18 protein-coding genes are annotated in these 23,535 nt (G+C 69.6%); 7 read left to right on the plus strand and 11 right to left on the minus strand.

Features of this window, described 5'->3' with window-relative positions; all coding sequences use genetic code 11:
• Positions 1-3: 3 nt before the first annotated feature.
• From RIU97_RS14540 to RIU97_RS14590, 11 genes are all read right to left on the minus strand, one after another.
• Positions 4-1,035 (minus strand): ABC transporter permease, encoded by a 1,032-nt coding sequence (locus tag RIU97_RS14540; protein WP_404956850.1) that lies wholly within the window; start codon positions 1,033-1,035, stop codon positions 4-6.
• Positions 1,028-1,951, minus strand: coding sequence for an ABC transporter permease (locus RIU97_RS14545; protein WP_404956852.1), 924 nt, complete (start codon positions 1,949-1,951; stop codon positions 1,028-1,030). The genes RIU97_RS14540 and RIU97_RS14545 overlap by 8 nt, the downstream gene beginning before the upstream one ends.
• A gap of 31 nt (positions 1,952-1,982) precedes the next feature.
• Positions 1,983-3,614, minus strand: coding sequence for an ABC transporter substrate-binding protein (locus tag RIU97_RS14550; protein ID WP_404956854.1), 1,632 nt, complete (start codon positions 3,612-3,614; stop codon positions 1,983-1,985).
• A gap of 106 nt (positions 3,615-3,720) precedes the next feature.
• Positions 3,721-4,647 carry a GNAT family N-acetyltransferase gene (locus RIU97_RS14555; RefSeq protein WP_404956857.1) on the minus strand — a complete coding sequence of 309 codons (927 nt, stop codon included), beginning with the start codon at positions 4,645-4,647 and terminating at the stop codon, positions 3,721-3,723.
• Between the two features lie 123 nt (positions 4,648-4,770).
• Positions 4,771-5,823, minus strand: a complete 1,053-nt coding sequence (locus RIU97_RS14560; protein ID WP_404956859.1) for an ABC transporter ATP-binding protein — start codon at positions 5,821-5,823, stop codon at positions 4,771-4,773.
• Entirely contained in the window at positions 5,816-6,907 is a 1,092-nt protein-coding gene (locus RIU97_RS14565; protein ID WP_078893002.1) for an ABC transporter ATP-binding protein, read from the minus strand. The genes RIU97_RS14560 and RIU97_RS14565 overlap by 8 nt, the downstream gene beginning before the upstream one ends.
• A 9-nt stretch (positions 6,908-6,916) precedes the next feature.
• A complete protein-coding gene (locus RIU97_RS14570) occupies positions 6,917-7,840 on the minus strand; it encodes an ABC transporter permease (protein ID WP_404956862.1) in 924 nt (307 codons plus the stop codon).
• A gap of 23 nt (positions 7,841-7,863) precedes the next feature.
• Complete coding sequence (locus tag RIU97_RS14575; protein ID WP_404956864.1) at positions 7,864-8,790, minus strand: ABC transporter permease; 927 nt, start codon at positions 8,788-8,790, stop codon at positions 7,864-7,866.
• A 197-nt stretch (positions 8,791-8,987) separates the two neighbouring features.
• Complete coding sequence (locus RIU97_RS14580; protein WP_404956866.1) at positions 8,988-10,640, minus strand: ABC transporter substrate-binding protein; 1,653 nt, start codon at positions 10,638-10,640, stop codon at positions 8,988-8,990.
• 491 nt (positions 10,641-11,131) lie between these two features.
• Positions 11,132-13,036, minus strand: a complete 1,905-nt coding sequence (typA, locus tag RIU97_RS14585; protein WP_365474782.1) for a translational GTPase TypA — start codon at positions 13,034-13,036, stop codon at positions 11,132-11,134.
• 347 nt (positions 13,037-13,383) lie between these two features.
• Positions 13,384-15,726, minus strand: a complete 2,343-nt coding sequence (locus RIU97_RS14590) for an ABC transporter family substrate-binding protein (RefSeq protein ID WP_404956869.1) — start codon at positions 15,724-15,726, stop codon at positions 13,384-13,386.
• A gap of 348 nt (positions 15,727-16,074) precedes the next feature.
• Between RIU97_RS14590 and RIU97_RS14595 the strand changes: the two genes are divergently transcribed.
• From RIU97_RS14595 to RIU97_RS14625, 7 genes are all read left to right on the plus strand, one after another.
• Positions 16,075-16,305, plus strand: a complete 231-nt coding sequence (locus tag RIU97_RS14595; RefSeq protein ID WP_361769162.1) for a hypothetical protein — start codon at positions 16,075-16,077, stop codon at positions 16,303-16,305.
• A gap of 103 nt (positions 16,306-16,408) precedes the next feature.
• A complete protein-coding gene (locus tag RIU97_RS14600) occupies positions 16,409-17,233 on the plus strand; it encodes a hypothetical protein (protein ID WP_404956871.1) in 825 nt (274 codons plus the stop codon).
• Position 17,234: 1 nt separating this feature from the next.
• Complete coding sequence (locus RIU97_RS14605) at positions 17,235-19,136, plus strand: fumarate reductase/succinate dehydrogenase flavoprotein subunit (protein WP_404956873.1); 1,902 nt, start codon at positions 17,235-17,237, stop codon at positions 19,134-19,136.
• The gene (locus RIU97_RS14610) at positions 19,133-19,903 is read left to right on the plus strand and encodes a succinate dehydrogenase/fumarate reductase iron-sulfur subunit (protein ID WP_404956875.1); all 771 of its coding nucleotides are present in this window, start codon (positions 19,133-19,135) and stop codon (positions 19,901-19,903) included. The genes RIU97_RS14605 and RIU97_RS14610 overlap by 4 nt, the downstream gene beginning before the upstream one ends.
• A 101-nt stretch (positions 19,904-20,004) precedes the next feature.
• A complete protein-coding gene (locus RIU97_RS14615; RefSeq protein ID WP_404956877.1) occupies positions 20,005-22,152 on the plus strand; it encodes a TPM domain-containing protein in 2,148 nt (715 codons plus the stop codon).
• 41 nt (positions 22,153-22,193) lie between these two features.
• Positions 22,194-22,913 (plus strand): PspA/IM30 family protein, encoded by a 720-nt coding sequence (locus tag RIU97_RS14620; RefSeq protein WP_404956879.1) that lies wholly within the window; start codon positions 22,194-22,196, stop codon positions 22,911-22,913.
• 159 nt (positions 22,914-23,072) lie between these two features.
• On the plus strand, positions 23,073-23,528 hold the full coding sequence (locus tag RIU97_RS14625; protein WP_404956881.1) for a hypothetical protein: 456 nt from the start codon (positions 23,073-23,075) through the stop codon (positions 23,526-23,528).
• The last annotated feature ends 7 nt before the right edge of the window (positions 23,529-23,535 follow it).

The following is a 23,535-nucleotide window of genomic DNA, read 5'->3' on the forward strand; positions in this document are numbered from 1 at the left end:
TCCTCAGCGCAGCTTGGGGTCGAGGGCGTCGCGCACCGCGTCGCCGAGCATGATGAAGGCGAGCACCGTGATGCTCAGCGCGCCCGCCGGCCAGAGCAGCATGTGCGGGGCGTTGCGGATCTGCGAGGCCGCGTTGGAGATGTCGATGCCCCAGGAGACGGTGGGCGGGCGCAGGCCGACGCCGAGGAAGGACAGGGTGGCCTCCAGGGCGATGTACGTGCCGAGCGCGATGGTGGCGACGACGATGACCGGGGCGACGGCGTTGGGCGCCACGTGCCGCAGCATCATCCGGCCGTTGCCGGCGCCCAGGGCCCGGGCGGCCTGGACGTAGTCGTTCTGTTTGGCGGTGATCACCGAGCCGCGGGCGATGCGGGCGATCTGCGGCCAGCCGAGGAGCACGATGAAGCCGACCACGGGCCACACGGTGGTGCTGGTGACGACGGACAGGAAGACCAGGCCGCCGAGGACCACCGGAATGCCGAAGAAGATGTCGGCGACCCGGGAGAGCAGCGCGTCTCCCCAGCCGCCGAAGAATCCGGCGAGCCCGCCGAGCGCGGAGCCGAGCAGGGCGGCGCCGAGCGTGGCGCAGACGCCCACGGTGATGGAGGCACGCGCCCCGTACACCGTGCGGGTGTAGACGTCGCAGCCCTGGGTGTCGTAGCCGAAGGGGTGGCCCGGGGAGGAGCCCTGCTGCGATTTGGACAGGTCGCACTGGAGCGGGTCGCCGCTCGCGATGAGCTGCGGCCAGATGGAGATGATCACGAGGAAGAGGATCATCAGCGAGGAGATGACGAAGACGGGGTTGCGGCGCAGCTGGTGCCAGGCGTCGGACCACAGGGAGCGGGCCTTCTCCCGGGGCCCGGGGCCGGTCGGCCCGGCGGTCTTCTCGATGCCCTCGACGCTCTCGGCTTCCTCCAGCGCGAGATCCATGGGTCCTCCCTGGCCGGTGGGGGAGATCGCCTCGTGCCGGCGGGGGCCGACGGGGTCGTATCCGCCGGGGCCTTCGGCGCGCTCGGGAGGCTCGGGCTCAGGCATAACGGATCCTCGGGTCCAGGACCGCGTAGAGCAGGTCGACGAGCAGGTTCGCCAGCAGGAAGACGATGACGAGGATCGTCACGAAGCCGACCACCGTCGGGGAGTTGTTGCGCAGGATGCCCTGGTAGAGCTGGTAGCCGACGCCGTGGATGTTGAAGATCCGCTCGGTGACGATGGCGCCGCCCATCAGCGCGCCGATGTCGGTGCCGATGAACGTGACGACGGGGATGAGCGAGTTGCGCAGCAGGTGGCGGGTGACGACCCGGCGGCGCGGCAGTCCCTTGGCGACGGCGGTGCGTACGTAGTCGGCTTTGACGTTCTCGGCGATGGAGGTGCGCGACAGCCGGGTGACGTAGGCGAGGGAGACCAGCGCGAGGACGATGCCGGGCAGGATCAGCTCGTTGAGGGGGGCGTCCGGGGAGACGGTGGGCCGCACCCAGCCCCATTTGACGCCGAAGAGGTACTGGAGCAGGTAGCCCGTCACGAAGGTGGGCACCGAGATGACCACGAGGGTGGCCACGAGCACGGAGGTGTCGACGGTCTTGCCGCGGCGCAGGCCGCTGATCACGCCGAGGGTGATGCCGATGACGACCTCGAAGAAGATCGCGACCATGGTCAGGCGCAGGGTCACGGGGAAGGCGCTGGCCATCAGCTCGGTGACGGCCTGGCCGTTGAAGGCCGTGCCGAAGTCGCCCTGGAAGATCTGGCCCATGTAGTGGAGGTACTGCTTCCACAGGGGCTGGTCGAGGTAGAGGTCCTTGCGGATGCGCGCGGCGGTGGCGGGGTCGGGCGCCTTGTCGCCGAAGAGGGCCGCGACCGGATCGCCGAGCGCGTACACCATGAAGAAGATCAGGAACGTGCTGCCGATGAACACCGGGATCATCTGGAGCAGCCGCCGGATCACATAACGTCCCATGGACTGCTCCAGGATCGATCCGAAACGTCGGTCAGCTGACCTTGATCTGGTCGTACACCGGGACGCTGAACTGGTTGAGCGCCACGTCCGAGAGCCGCTCGGCGTAGCCCGCGCTGCCGTTCTGGTACCAGAGCGGGATGGCCGGCATCTGCTCGGCGAGGATCTTCTCGGAGTCCTGGAACTTCGCGATGGCCTTGGCCTGGTCGCTCTCCTGGTTGGCCTCGTCGACGAGCTTGTCGAAGTCCGGGTTGCTGAACTTCCCGTAGTTGGAGGAGGCGCCCGTGTAGTAGAGCGGCTGGAGGAAGTTCTGGATCAGCGGGTAGTCGGCCTGCCAGCCGGAGCGGAAGGGTCCGGTCAGCTTGAACGCGCTCTGCTGGTTGCGGAAGTCGGCGAAGGTGCCGATCGGGTTGACCGTGCACACCGGGCCCTCGCCCAGCGCGTTGTTGACGCTGTTGCAGACGGCGTCCATCCAGTCGCGGTGCGAGCCGGTGTCCACGTTGGAGGTCAGCGTGACCTTGCCCCCGGGGAGCCCGCCGCCCTCCTGGATGAGCTTCTTGGCCTCGGCCGGGTCGTAGACGCAGGCGTCGCCGCAGACCGTGGCGGAGAAGCCGCCCTTCTCACCGAGCGCCGGCGAGGTCCAGTCCTTGGCGGGAGTGCGGGTCTCGCGGAAGATCTGCTTGGTGATCTCGTCCCGGTTGATCGCCCGGGAGATGCCCTGGCGGACCTTCTCCGTGCCCGGCTTGCTCCACTGCGCGTCGTACAGCGGGAAGGTGAGGGTCTGGATGATGAGGGCCGGCTGGTTGATGTACCGGTCGCCGAGGTCGTTCTTGACGTTCTTCAGCTGCTGCGCCGGGATGTCGTCGACGAGGTCGAGGTTGCCGGAGATCAGGTCGGTGTAGGCGGTGTTGTTGTCGGTGTAGACCTTCAGGTCCACTCCGCCGTTCTGCGCCTTGTCCGCACCGGGGTACGCGTCCCACTTGCGCAGCTTCATACCGGTGCCCTTGGTGTACGAGTCCACCGTGTACGGGCCGTTGCCGACGGGCTTGTTCAGCCAGGCGGTGTGGTCGGTGAAGAAGGCCTTGGGCAGCGGGGAGAACGCCTGGTAGCCGAGCGTCTCGGGCCACGTGGAGAACTTGTTCTTGAGGGCGACGGTGAAGGTCTTGGGGTCCTTCACCACGAGGCCGGACATCGTCTTCGCCTTCGGTTCTCCGGAGGCCGGGTGCACGTCCTGGTAGCCGACGATGTCGGAGAAGAACGGCGAGTTGTTCTGCTTGTTGCGCACGTCCGCGCCGTAGTTCCAGGCGTCCACGAACGACTGGGAGGTGACCGGCTCGTCGTTGCTGAACTTCCAGCCGTCCTTCAGCGTGATCGTGAAGTTCTGGCTGTCCGTCGTCTCGATCTTCTCGGCGAGCATGTTGTTCGCCTCGCCGGTCTTCGGGTCGTAGCGCTTGAGACCCCGGAAGAGCATGTCGAGAACCTTGCCGCCCTGCACCTCGTTGGTATTGGCGGGCTCCAGCGGGTTCTGCGGGTCACCCCAGGACGAGCTGACGATCCCGGCCTCGCCACCGCCTCCGCCGCTGTCGCTTCCGCCGCCGCAGGCCGTCGCCGCGAGGGCGACGGCCACCGCACATGCGGCCCACTTGGCGTGGGTGGCTCCGCGCATGGAGTGCCTCCTAGGGGGTCCCGGACTCGCTTAGGGGCCAATGTCACCCTATGTGGGGGCCCGCACACTCCCGTTGGACCGATTGCACCCGCGCGTCACGCGCCTGTCACCCCTGCGAGTGCAACGGCAGCTCCCAGGAGTCGACCGCGTAGTGCAGGCCCATGCCGTGTGCCTCGTAGAGCCCGAGTGCGCCCGTTTCGTTGTGGATGTCCACGCCGAGGCCCACGGTGTCCCGGCCGCGCGCGGCGTACACCGCGAAGCAGTGGCGCAGCAGGAAGCCGCCGAGGCCGCCGCCGCGCAGCTCCTTGCGTACGCCGATGTGGCCGACCCAGCCCATGCTGGTCCGGTCGTCCCGGCTGAGCAGGACGGCCGCGTCGCCGTGGCCGGGCAGGCTCGCGATCCAGACCAGGGACCAGTCGAGCCTGCGGCCGTCGATGTGGTCCAGCCAGGACTCGTACGGGCGGTCCACATGGCCGAAGTGCGCCGCGAAGGTCTCCTCGATCAGGGCGTGGGCCCGGCGGCGGTCGGCCTCGTCGTCGGCGCAGTGGCGCAGGGTGAGCCCGGCAGGGACGGCCGGCGGGAGGTCGGCGGCCGGCGACAGGGAGCGGGTCATGACCTGGTAGCGGCGGATGGTGCGGTAGCCGCGCGCGGTGAGGAGGGAGAGGTCGAGGGTGGGTTCCACGTTGAGCTGGAGTCTCAGCACGCCGGAACCGGCGGTCAGCTCCCGGGCCCTGGCCTCCATGCGTTCCAGCAGCAGGACGGCGGCCTCGTCGTGGCCGGGCAGTACGTAGTGGTCCCCGTCGACGCGGCCCGGACCGGAGTCCGCCCAGACGAGGGCGTAGGCCACGAGCCGGCCGTCCTCGAAGGCGAGCCAGGAGTCCGTGGCCAGGTCGACGTCGGGGGCGTTGAGGTCGGATTCGACGGTGCCCAGGTCGGTCTCCGGGCGGCCGATCTCGATCATGTCGACGGCATTGAGGAGGGCGCAGATGTCGGCCGCGTCCCCGGGCCCGGCGGGCCGTACGGTGAGGATCATTGCCTCACTCTCCGTCCCGCGCTCCCGGAGCCGCAACCGGGTTTCCGGGACCCGTACGGAAACGGCCGGTCCCCGGTGCGCGAAGCACCGGGGACCGGCCGTGGCCGTACGGTCCGTCGGAGGTCAGACGGCCAGGATGGCCTTCTCCTCCGCGAAGTGGCACGCCGACTCGTGCGCGGCCGGGCCGGTGTGGCCCTTGAAGCGCTCCGGGATGGCGAGGAGCGGCTCCTCGGTGGAGCACTTGTCCTCGGCCTTCCAGCAGCGGGTGCGGAAGCGGCAGCCCGACGGCGGGTTGGCCGGCGACGGGACGTCACCGGTGAGGATGATGCGCTCGCGGCCCTCGCGGGCCTCCGGGTCCGGGACCGGGACGGCGGAGAGCAGCGCCTGGGTGTACGGGTGCGTCGGGTGCTCGTAGATCTGGGCGTCGGAGCCGATCTCGGCCATCTTGCCCAGGTACATGACGCCGACGCGGTCCGAGATGTGCCGGACGATCGACAGGTCGTGCGCGATGAAGAGGTAGGAGAGGTTGAACTCGTCCTGGAGCTTCTCCATCAGGTTGATGACCTGCGCCTGCACCGACACGTCGAGCGCGGAGACCGGCTCGTCGCAGATGATGATCTCGGGCTGCAGGGCCAGGCCGCGGGCGATGCCGATGCGCTGGCGCTGACCGCCGGAGAACTGGTGCGGGTACCGGTTGATGTACTCCGGGTTCAGGCCCACGACGTCCAGGAGCTCCTGGACCTTGCGGCGCCGGTCGCCCTTGGGAGCCACCTCGGGGTGGATCTCGAAGGGCTCCCCGATGATGTCGCCGACCGTCATGCGCGGGTTCAGCGAGGTGTACGGGTCCTGGAACACCATCTGGATGTTGCGGCGGACGGCCTTGAGGGCCTTGCCGGACAGCCGGCTGATGTCCTCGCCCTTGTAGAGCACCTGGCCGGAGGTGGCCCGCTCCAGGTTCATCAGGAGCTTGGCGACCGTGGACTTGCCACAGCCGGACTCGCCGACGATACCGAGGGTCTCGCCCTGGTAGAGGTCGAAGGAGATCCCGTCGACCGCCTTGACCGCGCCGACCTGCTTCTTGAACAGGATGCCCTGGGTCAGCGGGAAGTGCTTGACCAGGTTGCGGACCTGGAGGATCGGCTCGCGCTCGGTGGCGTTCTTGGTGAGCTCAGCCATGGATCTGCTCCTTCCAGAAGTGGCACGCGCTGCCGCGGCCGGGCAGTTCGGTGCCGTCCTGCTCGGTGACGGGGTGCAGTACGGGGATCTCCGTACGGCAGATGTCCTGCGCCTTGGGACAGCGGGGGCTGAAGGCGCAGCCCGCGGGAATGCGGAGCAGGTTGGGCGGCAGACCCTTGATCGCGTAGAGCTCCTGGCCCTTCTGGTCCAGGCGCGGGATCGAGTCGAGCAGGCCGCGGGTGTACGGGTGGGACGGGCGCTTGTAGATCTCGTGGACCGGAGCGGTCTCGACGATCCGGCCCGCGTACATGACCGCGATCTTGTCCGCGACGTCGGCGACGACGCCGAGGTCGTGGGTGATCAGGATCAGGCCCATGTTCATCTCGCGCTGGAGCTCCGCGAGCAGGTCCATGACCTGCGCCTGGACCGTCACGTCGAGAGCCGTGGTGGGCTCGTCGGCGATGATCAGGTCCGGCTCCAGGGCCAGCGCCATGGCGATCATGATGCGCTGGCGCATACCGCCGGAGAACTGGTGCGGGTAGTCGCCCACGCGCGCCTTGGCGGCGGGGATCTTCACGCGGTCCATGAGCTCGACGGCCTTGACCTTCGAGTCCTTCTTGGACATGCCGCGGTGGACCCGGAACATCTCGCCGAGCTGGTCGCCCACCGAGTAGACCGGGTTCAGGGAGGACAGCGCGTCCTGGAAGATCATCGCCATCTTGTTGCCGCGGAGCTTGCGGCGCTCCTCGTCGGACATCTTGAGGATGTCCTTGCCGTGGAAGCGCACCTCGCCGCCGGCGATCCGTCCGGGCGGGCTGTCGAGAATGCCCATGATCGCCTGTGCGGTGACCGACTTGCCGGAGCCGGACTCGCCGAGCACGGCGAGGGTCTCGCCGGCGTTGACGCTGTAGCTCACGCCGTTGACGGCCTTGGCGACCCCGTCACGGGTCTTGAACTCGACCTGGAGGTTGTCCACCTCCAGCAGCGGCACGGCGGACCCGCCACCCGTCTCCGCAACGCTGAGAATCTCCGACGTCGTCACGCCGCCACCTTCGTCCTGCTTGCTGATGTTGTCTCGGGGCATCGCGCGGCCCTACCGGAGCTTCGGGTCGAGCGCGTCACGCAGGCCGTCGCCGACGAAGGCGAAGCCGAGCACGGTGACGACGACGAACATGCTGGGGAACACCCAGAGGTAGTCGTTGACGCCGATGAAGGCCTGACCGGCCGCCAGCATGTTGCCCCACTCCGGGACGTCGACGGGCACGCCGGCGCCGAGGAAGGAGAGGGCCGCGACGCCGACGATCGTGGTGCCGACGTTGAAGGTCGCGTAGACCAGAACGGCGGTCAGCGAGTTCGGCAGGATGTGCGTGCGGACGACGCGCCAGCCGCCGGCGCCGAGCGCCTTGGCCGCGTGGACGTAGTCCATCTCGCGCACCGACAGGATCGAGCTGCGCAGGAGCCTGGAAACGGTGGCCCAGGAGAAGATGGCCAGCGAGATGACCACCGGGGTGATGCCACGGCCGGTGACCAGGATGATGACGACGGCACCGATCATGAGCGGGAACGCGAGGAACACGTCCGCGATGCGCATGACCAGGGTGTCGGCGAAGCCGGCGAAGTAGCCGGCGATGGCGCCGAGGGCGACACCGATCAGCACCGCGAAGAAGATCGAGGCGAGGCCGACGAACATGGCGACGCGGGTACCGGCTATGAGGCGCGAGAACATGTCGCGGCCCAGGGCGTCGGTGCCCATCCAGTGCGTGCCGTTGGGTGAGGCGAGGGTGTTCTCGAGGTCCTGGGCGGTCGGGTCGAACGGGGCGAGCATGTCGCCGAAGATCGCCGTCAGGAACAGCAGGGAGATGATCACGAGACCGACGACGGCCAGCTTGTTCTGGACGTAGCGGTGACGGATCTCGCCCCACTGGCTCAGTTGCTTGGGTGCGGGTTCGGCCGGGGCCGAAGCGGACGACACGGGGTTCTCGTCCCCGATCGCCGGGCTCGTTGCGAGCTCAGACATGAGGAAATCCTCCTTGGGGGCGGTCAGCTGAGGCGGATACGCGGGTCGAGGGCCGCGTACAGCAGGTCCACGATGAGGCTGAGGACGACGAAGATCGCGACGCTGTAGGTCACGACACCGATCACGATCGGGTTGTTCTGCTGCTGAATCGCCTGAACCAGTGCCAGACCGACACCGTCCCAGTTGAAGATCGCCTCAGTGATGAGCGCACCACCGAGGAGTCCGCCGAACGAAATGCCCAGGTAAGTGACCACGGGAATGGACGAGTTGCGCAGCACGTGCTTGAACAGCACGCGGCGTCGCGGAAGCCCCTTGGCCACGGCCGTCTTGACGTAGTCCGCCCGCAGCACCTCGAGCATCGTGCCGCGGGTGAGGCGTGCGACGAAGGCGATGTCGGTGATCGCGAGGGTGATCGCGGGAAGGACCATGCCGATGAGCTTGTCGCCGCCCAGCTGCGGGAACCACTGGAGCTCCACCGCGAAGTACTTCATGAGCAGCATGCCGATCACGAAGGTGGGGAAGCCGACCGCCATCGTCGTAAAAAATGTCGTGGCCATGTCGAGAATGCTGTATCTGTAGAGCGCGGCGATGATGCCCACGCCCATACCGAACACGGTGACGAGCGCGATGGCCAGGATGGCCAGCTTCGCCGTGTTCTGAAGCTTGGGGGCGAGGATCTCGGAAACCTCGCGGCGCTGCACGAAGTCCTCGCCGAGGTCGCCGGTGGCAACCTTCGCAACGTAGTTCACGTACTGCTCGGGCAGCGACTTGTCGAGCCCGTAACGCGCCTTGAGTTCCGCGACCACTGCGGGGTCGCGTGCCTTGTCACTGCCCGCGATCGAACCCACGGGATCGCCGGGGAGTACGAACAGACACGCGAACAGAACCATGGTCGCGCCGATGAGGACTATGACCATCTGCCCGAGGCGACGGGCGACGTACCTTCCCATGTTTTGCCTCTCTACCTGGCCGCTTCTGGGAGCAGCGGCCTCCGGCCCAAGGAACGGGCCGGCTCTCGGCCTGCGGGGGTTGCCCGCGGATGTGAGGGGTGCCGAAGTGAAAACGGCCTGCCGAGCGGGGCCGCGGCCCACCGGTCACCCGGGGGCCGCGGCACGTTCGCTCCTGACGGATATACCGTCCGAACCGATTACTTCTTGATCGAGATCTTCTCGAGGATCGGGTCCTCGTTGAAGTTGATGTCGTCCAGACCGTTGAACTTGTCGGTCGCCATCAGGCGGAACTGGGAACGGTTGAAGGTCGGGATGAGCGCCATGTCGTCCATGGCCATCTTCTCGGCCTGCTGGTACATCTTGATGCGAGCGGCCTCGTCCTTGGTGGCGCGGGCCGTGTCGATCAGCTTGTCGAACTCCGGGTTGTTGTAACGGACGCGGTTGTCACCGGTCACGTTGCCCTCAGCGTCCTTCGCCATGGAAGACGAGTGCAGGAGCGGGAAGAGGAAGTTCTCCGGAGTCGGGTAGTCCGCGCCCCACGCGAAGCGGTAGACGCCGGTGGCCTGGGAACCCTGCTGCTCCTTGAGCATGCCCGGGAAGTCCTTGCCGTCCAGCTTGACCTTGAGGCCGAGGACGTCCTCGATCTGCTTCGCGGCGGCCTGGACCCACTCTTCGTGACCCGCACCGGTGTTGAAGCTGAACTTGAGCTCGGTGCCCGGCTTCAGGCCCGCCTTCTCGGCGTGCTCCTTGGCCTTGGCGGGGTCCTGCTTGATGCAGGAGACGCACAGGTCCTTCTGGTACGCCTTCGGGAACGCCGGCGGCACGATGGTGGTCGACGGGGTCTTGTAGCCCTGGAAGACACCCTTGGCGATGGCCTGACGGTCGATCGCGTAGGAGATCGCCAGACGGGCGTCCTTGGAGTTGGTCGGACCGTTGTCACCGATCGGCAGGACGAAGTCCATGCCGTTGGTGTCCTTGGCGAACCACTTGTTCTGCGGCTTGTACTTCGCCTCGGCGACCTTGAGCATCGGCACGGGGATGTGCGCGTAGTCGAAGGTGCCGGCCTGGAAGCCGTCGTACTCGAGCTGGTGCGCGGTCTTGTCGTTGAGGAGCGTGACCTGGACCTTCTGGAGGGAGGCCTTGGTCAGCGAGTACTCGTCGTTGCGGACGAGGTTGATCGCCTTGTTGTGCTCCCAGGTGCCGTCCATCTTGAACGGACCGTTACCGATGGGGGCCTCGCCGAACGCCTTGTCCTCTTCGCCGACCTTGGCCGACTTCGGGACCGGGCTGTAGGCGGCGTGCGCCGTCTTCAGGACGAACTCGCAGTCCGCCTTGGACAGGTCCACCTTGATGGTGTGCGCGTCCGGGGCGGTGACGCCGGAGAAGGTCTTGGCCGAGCCGTCCTGCAGCTCCGCGTAGCCCTTGATGCCGGCGAAGTGGTACGCGACGTCGGACGCGGCGGCCTTGTGCGCGGCACGGGCCCAGCCACGGGAGAACGCCTCGGCGTCCACGACCTCGCCGTTGGAGAACTTGGTGTCCGGCTTCAGCTTGAAGGTCCAGGACGTGCAACCCTCGTCCGAACTCGCCGACTCGGCGAGCGCCGGCTCGGCCAGGCCGTCCGGCGTGTTCGAGTACAGGCCGGTGAACAGGGCGTTGGCCAGCAGGATGCCCGTGGACTCGTGGGCACGCCCCGGGTCGATGGTGTCCGGCTCGGTGCTGCCCAGGCGGAACGTGCCACCCCCGGCTGCACCCTTGTCCTTGCTGTCACCGTCACCGCCGCCACAGGCAGTAGCGGCCAGGGCGACGACAACCGCGCCCACGACCCACTTGGCGCTCTTGGCACCGCGCATGGGTTTCCTCCTCATGAGTCCACTGATCGACTTGAGGGGCAAAAAAACCTCGCCGACACCCCTGACGGCGAGCGATTTCCTGCCCATAGTGTGCTCGTGAGTCGGCGCGCTCCCCACAGCGCGTGACCCATTGACCCGAGCTCAATGGAGCCATCCTCAGGGACTGCCAGGCCGTAAACCACACTTGGGTGGTCTCGTTTTCACAACATCGATCCGCGGCAGAAACCCGAAATCCGGACAAACGGATAGGAGACAGACACGTGCGAAACGGACGGTTAGCTCATCTTCCGGAGTGTCACGGTCGGTATGCGGACACCAGAACGCAAAAATCCGCTTGACAAAAGCGAACAGCCCCTCCCTTCACGGACTCCGTGACGAGAGGGGCTGCTGCATATCCGGGGTACTGCGACCGACCGCCCACGACGGGGCCACCCGCCCGAGCAAACCCGGGACGGGCGGCACAACCGCCCTGCTGCGTACGGCCTCTACTGCTACTTGGCGGACTTGGCGCGCGACGCGGTGCGCGAGCGGTCCTTCTGGTCCAGCACGACCTTGCGGATGCGGACGGCCTCCGGGGTCACCTCGACGCACTCGTCGTCGCGGCAGAACTCCAGGGACTGCTCCAGGGAGAGCTTGCGGGGCGGAATCACGTTCTCCGTGTTGTCCGCGGAAGCCGCACGCATGTTGGTGAGCTTCTTCTCCTTGGTGATGTTCACGTCCATGTCGTCGGAGCGCGAGTTCTCGCCGACGATCATGCCCTCGTACACCTCGGTGCCGGGGTCGGTGAACAGGACGCCGCGCTCCTGCAGGTTGATCATCGCGAACGGCGTGACCGAGCCGGCGCGGTCGGCGACCAGCGAACCGTTGTTACGGGTCACCAGCGGGCCGAACCACGGCTCGTGGCCCTCGTGGATCGAGTGGGCGATGCCGGTGCCGCGCGTACCGGTCAGGAACTCGGTACGGAAGCCGATGAGGCCGCGCGACGGGACGACGAACTCCATGCGGACCCAGCCGGAGCCGTGGTTCGACATGTTGTCCATGCGGCCCTTGCGGACGCCCATGAGCTGCGTGACCGCGCCCATGTGCTCCTCGGGAACGTCGATCGTCATGCGCTCGACCGGCTCGTGGACCTTGCCGTCGATCTCCTGCGTGACGACCTGCGGCTTGCCGATGGTCAGCTCGAAGCCCTCGCGGCGCATCTGCTCGACCAGGATGGCGAGCGCGAGCTCACCGCGGCCCTGGACCTCCCAGGCGTCCGGGCGCTCGGTGTCGAGGACGCGGAGCGAGACGTTACCGACCAGCTCGCGGTCCAGACGGTCCTTGACCTGGCGGGCGGTGACCTTGCGGTCCTTGACCGCGGACTTGGCGTCCGCGCCCTTGCCGCTGCCGCCGCGGCCGACCATCGGGGAGGTGTTCGTACCGATGGTCATGGAGATCGCCGGCTCGTCGACCGAGATCAGCGGGAGCGCGATCGGGTTCTCCGGGTCGGCCAGGGTCTCGCCGATCATGATGTCGGGGATACCGGCGACCGCGCAGATGTCACCCGGGCCCGCCACCTCGGCCGGCTTGCGGGTGAGCGCCTCGGTCATCATCAGCTCGGTGATGCGGACGTTGGACATCGTGCCGTCACGCTTGATCCACGCGACGGTCTGGCCCTTGCGCAGCTCGCCCTGCTCGACGCGGAGCAGCGCGATGCGGCCGAGGAAGTTGTCGGCGTCCAGGTTGGTGACGTGCGCCTGGAGGGGGGCCTCCTCGTCGTACACCGGGGCCGGGACGTGCTCCAGGATGGTGGAGAAGAACGGCTCCAGGTTCTCGCTGTCCGCGGGGACGGTGCCGTCCTCGGGCTTGGTCAGCGAGGCGACGCCGTCACGGCCGCAGGCGTAGACGATCGGGAACTCGATCTGGTCCTCGTCCGCGTCCAGGTCGAGGAAGAGGTCGTACGTCTCGTTGACGACCTCGTCGATCCGGGAGTCCGGACGGTCGGTCTTGTTGATGCAGAGGATGACCGGCATCTTCGCCTGCAGAGCCTTGCGCAGGACGAAGCGGGTCTGGGGCAGCGGACCCTCGGAGGCGTCCACCAGCAGAACGACGGCGTCCACCATCGACAGACCGCGCTCGACCTCACCACCGAAGTCGGCGTGGCCGGGGGTGTCGATGATGTTGATCGTGATCGGGGCCCCGCCGTCCTTGGGGTGATACTTCACCGCCGTGTTCTTGGCGAGGATCGTGATGCCCTTCTCACGCTCCAGGTCGTTCGAGTCCATCATGCGGTCGTCGAGGTGCTGGTGGGCGGCGAAGGCACCGGCCTGCTTGAGCATGGCATCGACGATGGTCGTCTTGCCATGGTCGACGTGGGCGACGATGGCGACGTTACGGATGTCGTGGCGCGTGGGCACTTCGGCGCTTCTCCCGGGATCGTGGATGGCGTCGCGTACGGCCTGGCACGCGCGCCTCGGCCGGGCGAAAACCTGCCACGGCCTTACCCCATGGTACGTCGCGTGGCGGGAACCGCCTGCCGGGGGGTCTGTCAAGAGGCCGGATGAATGAGCGCTGCCGAGTGCTGCGTGGGGTGCCCCGGCCGCCCATCCTGCCGGTAATCATGCGGGTCAACGGCCGGGTCAATGGGTATGGCACGACCTTGCCCGCCGGAGATCCGGCGGGCAAGGGACTTGAGTCACATCTGAGCTTGCTACCCGCGGGTCAACCTGACAGGCACCCCTTTGTCACCACTTCTTCGCCCACGCTACTTCTTCTTGTCCTTGGCGGTCGGCGGCTTCTTCCAACCGATGTCCTGGTAGCGGGGGGTGCCGAGGCCGAAGGCGCCGGCGTTGGCCAGGCCCGGCTTGACGGCCACCAGCTCCGGGCGCTGGTAGAGCGGGATGGAGCCGGCGGCGGCCCAGATCCGGGCGTCCGCCTTGCGGATCAGCTCGCGGGACTGGTCCTCGTCCAGCTCGCCGACCGCCTGGTCGAAGAGCTGGTCGATGTGATCGGTGCCGACCCGTGTGTAGTTCTGTTCGACGAGGAGCGAGCCGTCCGCGGCGGGCTCCGGCTTGGCGAAGATGGGCCGGGCGTCGGTCGCGGGGTAGGCGGTCGCGGGCCAGGAGTAGAGGGCCAGGTCGTACTGGCCCGAGGCGATGTGGTCCTTGAAGAAGCTGTCGTCGGCCACCTTGGTCGTCTCGGTGTTCACGCCGAGCTTCTTCAGCATCTGGGCGATCCGCTCGCCGACCGTGCGCAGGGACTCCGAGCCGGGACCGGACGGGAGGACGAAGCGCAGGGTGAGCGCCTTGCCGTCCTTGGCGAGCATGGCGCCGGAGGTGCGGGTGGCCTGCTTGGCCGGGGCCGGGGAGGCCTTGGCGGGATCCGCCGCGTCGCCGTCGCGGGCCGCGCTGCGCTTGCCGTCGTCGACGGGCGCCACCCGGGCGGCCTGGGCGAGGAGGGAAGCCTCCTGCTGGGCGCCGAAGGGGGCGGGGGCCAGCACCGGGGAGGTCCGGTCCTGCGCACCCTCCGGGGCCGCGGCGAGGGGGCGCTCGCCGCGCGCGCCCGGACGGGCCTGCGGACGCTGCCCCGCGGCCGAGCGCAGGTCGCCGTTGGCCTCGTCGTCCTGGCCCACGATGTAGAGCCCGTCGTTTCCGGTGCCCGGGCCCGACGGGGTCTTCCCGTCGTCCTGCGGCGCGCTCTCCGGACCGGCCTTGGCCCCCGCCGGCTCGGTGATCTTGCCGTCCCGGCGCCAGCCCGCGTCCGCGAGGAGGGCCTGGGCCGCCTGGGTGTCCTGGCCGCCGAGGGCGTCGCTGTTGTCGGCGTACGCCCGCTGCCCGGCGAGCGCCACGTGGCTGCCGACCGGCTGCGCGGGCAGGCCGAGCGGCTTGAGCACGAGCTCGGCCAGCGCCTTGCGGTCCAGCGCCCGGGCGATCGCCCGGCGCACCCGCTCGTCCGCCAGCGGGCCCGAGGCCCCGTTCATCGCGAGCTGGGTGTAGGCGGGCTCCAGGGACTTGCGGACGGTGAAGTTCCGCAGGGCCGTCTGCTCGTCGGCGTACCGTTTCACCGCCGCGACGTGCTTGTCGCGGCTCTCCTTCTCCGCCGTGGCCTTGTCCTCGTCCGCCCCGAAGGCGACCGCCCACGACAGCGTGGCCTGCGCCGGGGTCAGCGCGGCTCCCGGGCCGTGCGCCGGGGCGCCGCCCGAGCCCGCGCCGCCCTTGCCGGCGGCGCCCTTGGCTGCGGCGTCCCGGCGGGCCAGGGCGATCCGGTCGGCCCCGGTGCGGTCGATCTCGGCCAGATCGAGCTTCCCGGCGGCCAGCGCCGCCGGACGCTCCGCCCGGGGCACCGCCGTCAGGACCAGCGTGTCCAGCTTGGCCTGCCGCCCCCACCAGCGCGGATTGCGGGTGAGGGCCGCGGTGCCGGTCTTCTTGTCGATCGCGCCGAGGGCGAAGGGGCCGGCGGTGACCTTCAGGGCGCCGCGGGCGCCCTCGTTGAAGGCGTCGGGGGTGCCGGTGACCTGCTTCGGGTAGAGCGGGCTGAACAGGGAGCGCCAGTCGGCGTACGGCTTGGCGAAGGTGACCCTGACCTCCAGGTCGGTCTTTCCCTTCTCGATCTTCTCGATCCGCTCGTAGCCGGCGTTGCGCGCCGTCCAGTACGCCGAGTCCTTGCCGTTCAGGGCCCGCCACTGCGCCACGAAATCGGCGGCGCCGATCTCGCGCCCGTCGCTCCACACCGCCTGCTGGTTCAGCTTGTAAAGGACGACCTGCTTGGGCTCCCGCTCGACGATCTCGGCCTTCTCCAGGTAATCGGGATTGACCACGGGCCGGCCCTTGGCGTCCAGCACGAACAGCTGCGGCAGCACGGCCCCGGCGATACGGGTGGTGGTGGCGTCCGCGTCGGCCTGGAAGGTGTTCAGGGTGTCCGGCAGGGTGTCGACGGCCCAGCGCAGCACACCCCCGTCCGCGACCTTCTCGCGGGCGGTCGTGGCGATGTCCTGTCCTGCGGCGACGGGGCCGCCCTCGTCTTCACCCGCGCCGCAGCCCGTGAGGAGCGGCAGTGCGAGGACTCCCGAGGTCAGGAGCGCCAAGGACCTGCGCCTGCGCTGGGACATGGGTGGTACCTCCGGGGCGGGGCGTGGGGGAAGCATGATCACGTTCGGCGGTATATGGAGCTGATCACACCGGTTGCCGGATCCCACTGAAATCGACGGTCCGCCGCACCCTTCGCAGCCGCCTCTCGCCACGCCGCGAACCCCACCCGTGCGGACCAATCCGGCTTGCGTGCCGAAGGGGCGTTCCCCCGGGAGAGGGATGAGAATGGGGGGCAGGGAGGGGCGCACAGTTCGCGCCTGCGCGCCCGCAATCGCTGCACGTCCCTTCACAACGGGGGACGGGAAGCGCGACACTCGCAGGCGCACATGAGCGTTGCCACCGCACCATGGCGGAAGTGAGGGCAAATCATGTCCCTGCAAGACGATCTGAGTGCCGTACGGCGAAACCTCGACGAGCTCACCCGCAAGGTCGAGCAGCTGGAGCAGCGGGCCGGGCGGCAGAAGCCCGGGAGCTCGACGCCGGCGTCCCCGCCGGAACCGTCCCGGATGGTGACGGTCCCGGACACCCCGTACGACAGCTCGCTGTGGACCGACTCGGACGACGAGGGCCTCGGCGCCCGCGACCGCCGCGCGCCCTGACCGGCGTACGCGACCCCACAGCCCCCCGTACACCCCATCCGGCCCGGCCGCTCGCGGCCGGGCCCCCTGGGGCCACCCCTCATCACTCCTCCCGGAGTCCTCTTTGGCCACAGGAACACAACCACCCCAGCAGCGGCCCGGCGGCGTCCACGACGCCTCCCGGGCCGCGATCGCTGCCCGGCACCTGCGGACCGACCGGTGGTGGCTTTCCCCCGCCGTCACCGCGGCCGGGCTGCTCGCCTTCATCGTCTACTCGACCTGGCGGGCCTTCGCGAACGCCGACTACTACGCGGCCCCGTACGTCTCCCCCTTCTACTCCCCGTGCCTCGCGGAGAACTGCGTCCCGATGAAGGGCGGGCCCAACTGGGAGATCTTCGGCAGTTGGTGGGGCCTCTCCCCCGCCCTGCTGATCCTGATCTTCCCGCTCGGGTTCCGGCTGACCTGCTACTACTACCGCAAGGCCTACTACCGGGGCTTCTGGGCCTCGCCGCCCGCCTGCGCCGTCGCCGAACCGCACACGAAGTACACCGGCGAGACCCGCTTCCCGCTGATCCTCCAGAACGTCCACCGGTACTTCTTCTACGCGGCGGTCCCGGTCGCGGGCATCCTCACCTACGACACCGTGCTGACCTTCCGCGACGAGCACTACGAGTGGGGCCACATGGGCCTCGGGACGCTGCTGTTCCTGGTCAACATCACGCTGATCTGGGCCTACACGCTGTCCTGCCACTCCTGCCGCCACATCATGGGCGGCCGGCTCAAGCACTTCTCGAAGCACCCGGTCCGCTACCGGCTCTGGGGCTGGGTCAGCCGGCTCAACACCCGTCACATGCAGCTGGCGTGGGCCTCCCTGATCAGCGTCGCCCTGTGCGACTTCTACGTGTACCTGCTGGCCAGCGGCGCCTTCACCGACCCGAGGATTTTCTGAGATGGCTCAAGTGGAACGGCAGCAGTGGGACGTGGTCGTGGTCGGCGCGGGCGGCGCCGGGCTGCGGGCCGCGATCGAGGCCCGCGAGCGCGGCGCCCGTACGGCCGTGATCTGCAAGTCCCTCTTCGGCAAGGCCCACACGGTGATGGCGGAGGGCGGGATCGCCGCCTCCATGGGCAACGTCAACGAGGGCGACAACTGGCAGGTGCACTTCCGCGACACCATGCGCGGGGGCAAGTTCCTCAACCAGTGGCGGATGGCGGAGCTGCACGCGAAGGAGGCCCCGGACCGGGTCTGGGAGCTGGAGACCTGGGGCGCGCTCTTCGACCGGACGCCCGACGGGAAGATCTCCCAGCGCAACTTCGGCGGCCACGAGTACCCGCGCCTCGCGCACGTCGGCGACCGCACCGGCCTGGAGCTGATCCGCACCCTCCAGCAGAAGATCGTCGCGCTCCAGCAGGAGGACTTCAAGGAGTACGGGGACTACGAGGCGCGGCTCAAGGTCTTCCAGGAGTGCACGGTCACGCGCGTGCTCAAGGACGGGCAGCGGGTCTCGGGGACCTTCTGCTACGAACGCGAGTCCGGCCGCTTCTTCGTCCTGGAGGCCCCGGCCGTGGTGCTGGCCACGGGCGGGATCGGCAAGTCCTTCAAGACCACGTCGAATTCGTGGGAGTACACCGGCGACGGCCACGCGCTGGCCCTGCTCGCGGGCGCGCCCCTGCTCAACATGGAGTTCGTTCAGTTCCACCCGACCGGCATGGTCTGGCCCCCGTCGGTGAAGGGCATCCTCGTCACCGAGTCGGTGCGCGGCGACGGCGGGGTGCTGCGCAACTCCGAGGGCAAGCGGTTCATGTTCGACTACGTGCCCGACGTCTTCAAGGAGAAGTACGCCGAGTCGGAGGCGGAGGGCGACCGCTGGTACGAGGACCCGGACCACAACCGGCGCCCGCCCGAGCTGCTGCCGCGCGACGAGGTGGCGCGGGCCATCAACTCCGAGGTGAAGGCCGGCCGCGGCTCCCCGCACGGCGGGGTCTTCCTCGACGTGTCCACCCGGATGCCCGCCGAGCGGATCAGGCGGCGGCTCCCGTCGATGTACCACCAGTTCAAGGAGCTGGCGGACGTGGACATCACGGCGGAGCCGATGGAGGTGGGCCCCACCTGCCACTACGTGATGGGCGGGATCGCGGTCGACTCCGAGACGGCGGCCACCGTCGGGGTGCCGGGGCTGTTCGCCGCGGGCGAGGTCGCGGGCGGAATGCACGGCTCGAACCGGCTCGGCGGGAACTCCCTGTCCGACCTGCTGGTCTTCGGGCGGCGGGCCGGACTGCACGCGGCGGAGCACGCCACGGCCACCGGGGAGCGCCCGGCGGTCTCCCAGGCGGAGATCGACGCGGCGGCCGCGGAGGCGCTGGCCCCCTTCCACGCCGCCGAGGGCGCGGAGAACCCGTACACCCTCCACCAGGAGCTCCAGACGACCATGAACGACCTCGTCGGCATCATCCGGCGCGAGGGCGAGATGGCCGCGGCGCTGGAGAAGCTCGCGGTCCTGCGCGTACGGGCCTCCCGGGCCGGGGTCGAGGGGCACCGGCAGTTCAACCCGGGCTGGCACCTGGCCCTGGACCTGCGGAACATGCTGCTGGTCAGCGAGTGCGTGGCGCGCGCCGCCCTGGAGCGCACCGAGAGCCGGGGCGGGCACACCCGCGAGGACTGCCCGTCGATGGAGCGCGCCTGGCGCCCGGTGAACCTGCTGTGCCGCCCCGTCGACCCGCCCCCGGCGGACCCGGCAGCCGACCGGATCGCCCTCGTACGCACGCACACCGAGCCCATCCGTCCCGACCTGCTCGCGCTCTTCGAGAAGGAAGAGCTGGTCAAGTACCTCGCCGAAGAGGAGCTGTACGAATGAGTACGTACGACGCGAGCTTCCGGATCTGGCGGGGCGACGCGGAGGGCGGGGAGCTGCGCGACTTCACCGTCGAGGTGCACGACGGGGAGGTGGTCCTGGACATCGTCCACCGGCTCCAGGCCACGCAGGCCTCGGACCTCGCGGTGCGCTGGAACTGCAAGGCGGGCAAGTGCGGCTCGTGCAGCGCGGAGGTCAACGGCCGGCCGCGGCTGATGTGCATGACGCGGATGTCGACCTTCGAGCGGTCCGAGACGATCACGGTCACCCCGCTGCGGGCCTTCCCGGTCGTCCGCGACCTGGTGACGGACGTGTCCTTCAACTACCAGAAGGCGCGGGAGGTCCCGGCCTTCGTGCCGCCGGAGGGAGTGGCCCCGGGCGCGTACCGGATGCAGCAGATCGACGTGGAGCGCTCGCAGGAGTTCCGCAAGTGCATCGAGTGTTTCCTGTGCCAGGACACCTGCCACGTGGTGCGCGACCACGAGGAGAACAAGGGCGTCTTCGCCGGTCCGCGCTTCCTGATGCGGGTCGCGGAGCTGGACATGCACCCCCTGGACGCGGCGGCGGAGGCGGGCCTGGACCGCAAGCGCACCGCACAGGAGGAGCACGGGCTCGGCTACTGCAACATCACCAAGTGCTGCACGGAGGTCTGCCCAGAGGGCATCAAAATCACCGACAACGCGCTGATCCCGCTGAAGGAGCGGGCGGTGGACCGCAAGTACGACCCGCTGGTGTGGCTGGGCAGCAGGATCGGGCGCCGGCGGGACTGAGGACCGGGGCCGGGACCCTCTCCGGAGGGATCCCGGCCCCGTGCCGGTCAGCGGGTGTGCCGACGACCGGGGCCGCGGCGCGCCAGTGCGCATTGCTCCGGATGCGGGCACGGGAAACCGCTCATACCCTCCCAAATGTGACCCCGCCGAGAAGCGAGCCGAAAAGCCAGGTACGCGTACGGGCCGGGCTCGCCCTGGCCGCCGGACTGCTGGCGCTCGGCGGCTGGGGCGTTGCCCAGGCGACGCCCGCGCGGGCCGAGGACCCCGTCACCCTGTCCCGGCAGGGCCAGATCACCGACCGGGTCGGGGCGCTGGGGGACCGGCAGGCGGCCGTCGCCGCCGCGCTCGACAAGCTCTACGCCGACCGGCGGATCCAGCTCTTCGTGGCGTACGTGGACGACTTCTCCGGGCGCTCCGCCCAGAGCTGGGCCGACGCCACCGCGCAGAAGAACGGGCTCGGCCAGAACGACCTCCTGCTGGCCGTGGCGACGGGGGCCCGCCAGTACGCCTATTCGGCCGACGTCGACTCCGGGTTCACCGAGCAGCAACTGGCGGCCGTCGCGCAGACGGCCGTCGAGCCGGCCCTGAAGCAGAACGACTGGGCGGGCGCCGCGATCGGCGCGGCGAACGGGTACGACGCCGTGCTCGGCGGGCAGCCCGTGCCCGTGCCCGCCATCACCCCCGGCCCGGCCGATCCCGGTGGCGGTGCGAGCGGCGAGAACGGCGCCGGGGACTTCGTGCTGCCGGTGGTCGCGGTCGGCGCGGCCGGGGCGCTCGCGGCGTACGCGTACACCCGCCGCAAGCGGAAGGCGGCCGCCGGCGGCGGTCGCGGTACGACCACCGGGCCGGGCTGGCCCGAAGGCGCACCGGACCGGCTTCCGCTGCCGGAACTGGACGGCAGGGCCAAGACCCTGCTGGTGGAGACCGACGACGCCGTCCGCACCAGCACGGAGGAACTCGGTTTCGCATCGGCGCAGTTCGGCGAGGAGGCGGTCGGCCCCTTCACCGAGGCCGTGGAGTACGCCAAGGGCGAGCTGACCCACGCGTTCCGGCTGCGCCAGCAGCTGGACGACGCCTACCCGGAGGACGACGCGACCCGGCGCCGGATGCTGGACGAGATCGTCGCCCGCTGCACCGAGGCGAACCGGCGGCTCGACGCCGAGTCGGCGGACTTCGACCGGCTGCGGGACCTGGAGAAGAACGCCCCGCAGGCGCTGGCGGCCGTGGAGGAGCGCTACCTGGAGCTGACCGGGCGCGCCACCACCGCCGAGGCGACCTTGACCGCACTGACCCGGCGGTACGCGGACTCCGCTTCCGCGCCCGTGGTCTCCAGCCCCGAACAGGCAAAGGACCGGCTGCTGTTCGCGGCGACCAACCTGGGCCTGTCCCACGCGGCCCTCGACGCCGGTCAGAACGGTACGGCGGCCGTGCACGTACGGGCCGGCGAGGGAGCCGTGGACCAGGCGGCGACCCTGCTGGACGCGGTCGAGCGGCGGGCGCAGGAGCTGGCGGAGGCGGCCGGGAAGCTGCCGGGCGCGCTGAACGAGACGGAGACCGACCTCGCGGACGCCCGCGGGCTGGTGACGGGCACCACGGAGGGCACCTCGACGGCGGACCTGCGCGGGCGGATCGGGCGGGCGGAGGCCGTACTGGCCGACGTACGGCAGGAGGAGGCGTCCGGCCGGTACGACCCGATCGACGCCCTGCGCCGGGTCGAGGAGGCCGACGCGGCCCTCGACGAGGCCCTCTCCGGGGCGCGGGAGCGGGAGTCGGGCCGGCAGCGGGCGGTGGCCCTGCTCGACCAGGCCGTGCTCTCCGCGCGCAGCGCGATCGGCGCGGCGACGGACTACGTCACCACCAGCCGGGGCGCAATCGGCAGCCAGGCCCGCACCCGGCTGGCGGAGGCCGGCCGGCACCTGGAGCGGGCGGGATCCCTGGCGGCGGCCGACCCGTCGGGCGCGCTGGCGGAGGCCCAGCGGGCGGACGCGATGGCACGGGAGGCGCAGCAGCTGGCGGAGCAGGACGTACGGGCGTACCAGGACCCGTACGCGGGCCGGCGGGGCGGCCACGGCGGCGCCGTGCTCGGCGGGATCATCCTCGGCGAGATCCTGCGGGGCGGCGGGGGCTTCGGGGGCGGTTTCGGCGGGGGCGGGGGCTTCGGGGGCGGTTTCGGCGGGGGCGGCAGCGGCCCCGGCTCCTTCGGCGGCGGCGGAACCCGCGGCCGCATGGGCGGCGGCGGCCGCTTCTGAACCTGCAACGGAAGCCCATCCCTCACCAGGAGAGACGAGTCATGAGCAAGCAGACCATCCTCGGCCGCGTCACCCAGCTCGCCAAGGCCAACATCAACGCGCTGCTGGACCAGGCGGAGGACCCGCAGAAGATGCTGGACCAGCTCATCCGTGACTACACGAACAACATCTCGGAGGCGGAGCAGGCCGTCGCGACGACGATCGGCAACCTGCGGATGCTGGAGGCGGACCACAAGGAGGACGTGGAGGCGGCCTCCGAGTGGGGCGTCAAGGCCCTCGCGGCGAGCAGGAAGGGCGACGAGCTGCGGGCGTCGGGGGCGACGGCGGACGCCGACAGGTTCGACAACCTCGCGAAGGTGGCGCTGGGCCGGCAGATGCAGTCGGAGAAGGAGGCGAGGACGGCGGAGCCGACGATCGCCGCCCAGACCGAGGTCGTCGACAAGCTCAAGTCGGGTCTGGACTCGATGAAGAGCAAGCTGGTGGAGCTCCAGTCCAAGCGGGACGAGCTGGTGGCGCGGGCCAGGACCGCTCAGGCGCAGAACACGATGATGGACGCGGTGAAGAACATCGACGTCCTGGACCCGACGAGCGACCTGAACCGTTTCGAGGAGAAGGTCCGGCGGGAGGAGGCCATGGCGATGGGCAGGCAGGAGCTGGCGGCCTCCTCGCTGGACGCCCAGTTCGAGTACCTGGAGGACCTCGGGAAGTCCTCGGAGATCGAGGCCAGGCTCGCCGCGCTGAAGCAGGGGCGCGCCGCCTGACCGCCACCTCGGGGAAACCGGTCGTGGCGTTACGGAACGCTACGGTCCGTCATGGGGCCGGGCAGGTGCGGCGGGGCAACACCGGGTGGGAGGCGCAGCGCTGTCGAGGTATTAGGATCACCCGATCATTGCAATAGCAGAGTGTTTACGGGGGCTCGGGTGAGCATGACGTCCTTCGACGCGGAGTGGGCGGGCCTCAAGCAGGGAACCGGGGCCGACGCGCAGATGCGGCTGGCGAGCGCCGCGCCCGACGGCGGTGGCGGCGGGTCCGGCGGTGAGGACCTCAAGTCCGACATGGCGGTCTGGAAGAAGGGCAGCCAGGACGTCGGCGAGCTGGTGACGGCGATCAAGAAGGCCCTCACCGGGTTCGAGACCAGCCAGAAGGGCGCCGCCGTCACCGGCGTGGAGAGCGCCGCCGCGCAGGGCGAGCTGTACCAGTCGTGGAAGACGTACCTCGACGGTCTGGTGGGCAAGTGCACGACGCTGCAGGGCCCGATGATCTCGGCGGGCAAGGGCCAGGTCTCCAACGACGAGACCCTGCGCGGTGACTTCGCCCGCATGACCGACACGTACAAGGACACGCCCGCCACCGGCGGCAACGACGGGGGCCGGTGAGCGCGGG

Origin of the sequence: Streptomyces sp. 147326, from assembly GCF_045000215.1 — a bacterium.
In the GTDB taxonomy this organism is placed as follows: Bacteria; Actinomycetota; Actinomycetes; order Streptomycetales; family Streptomycetaceae; genus Streptomyces.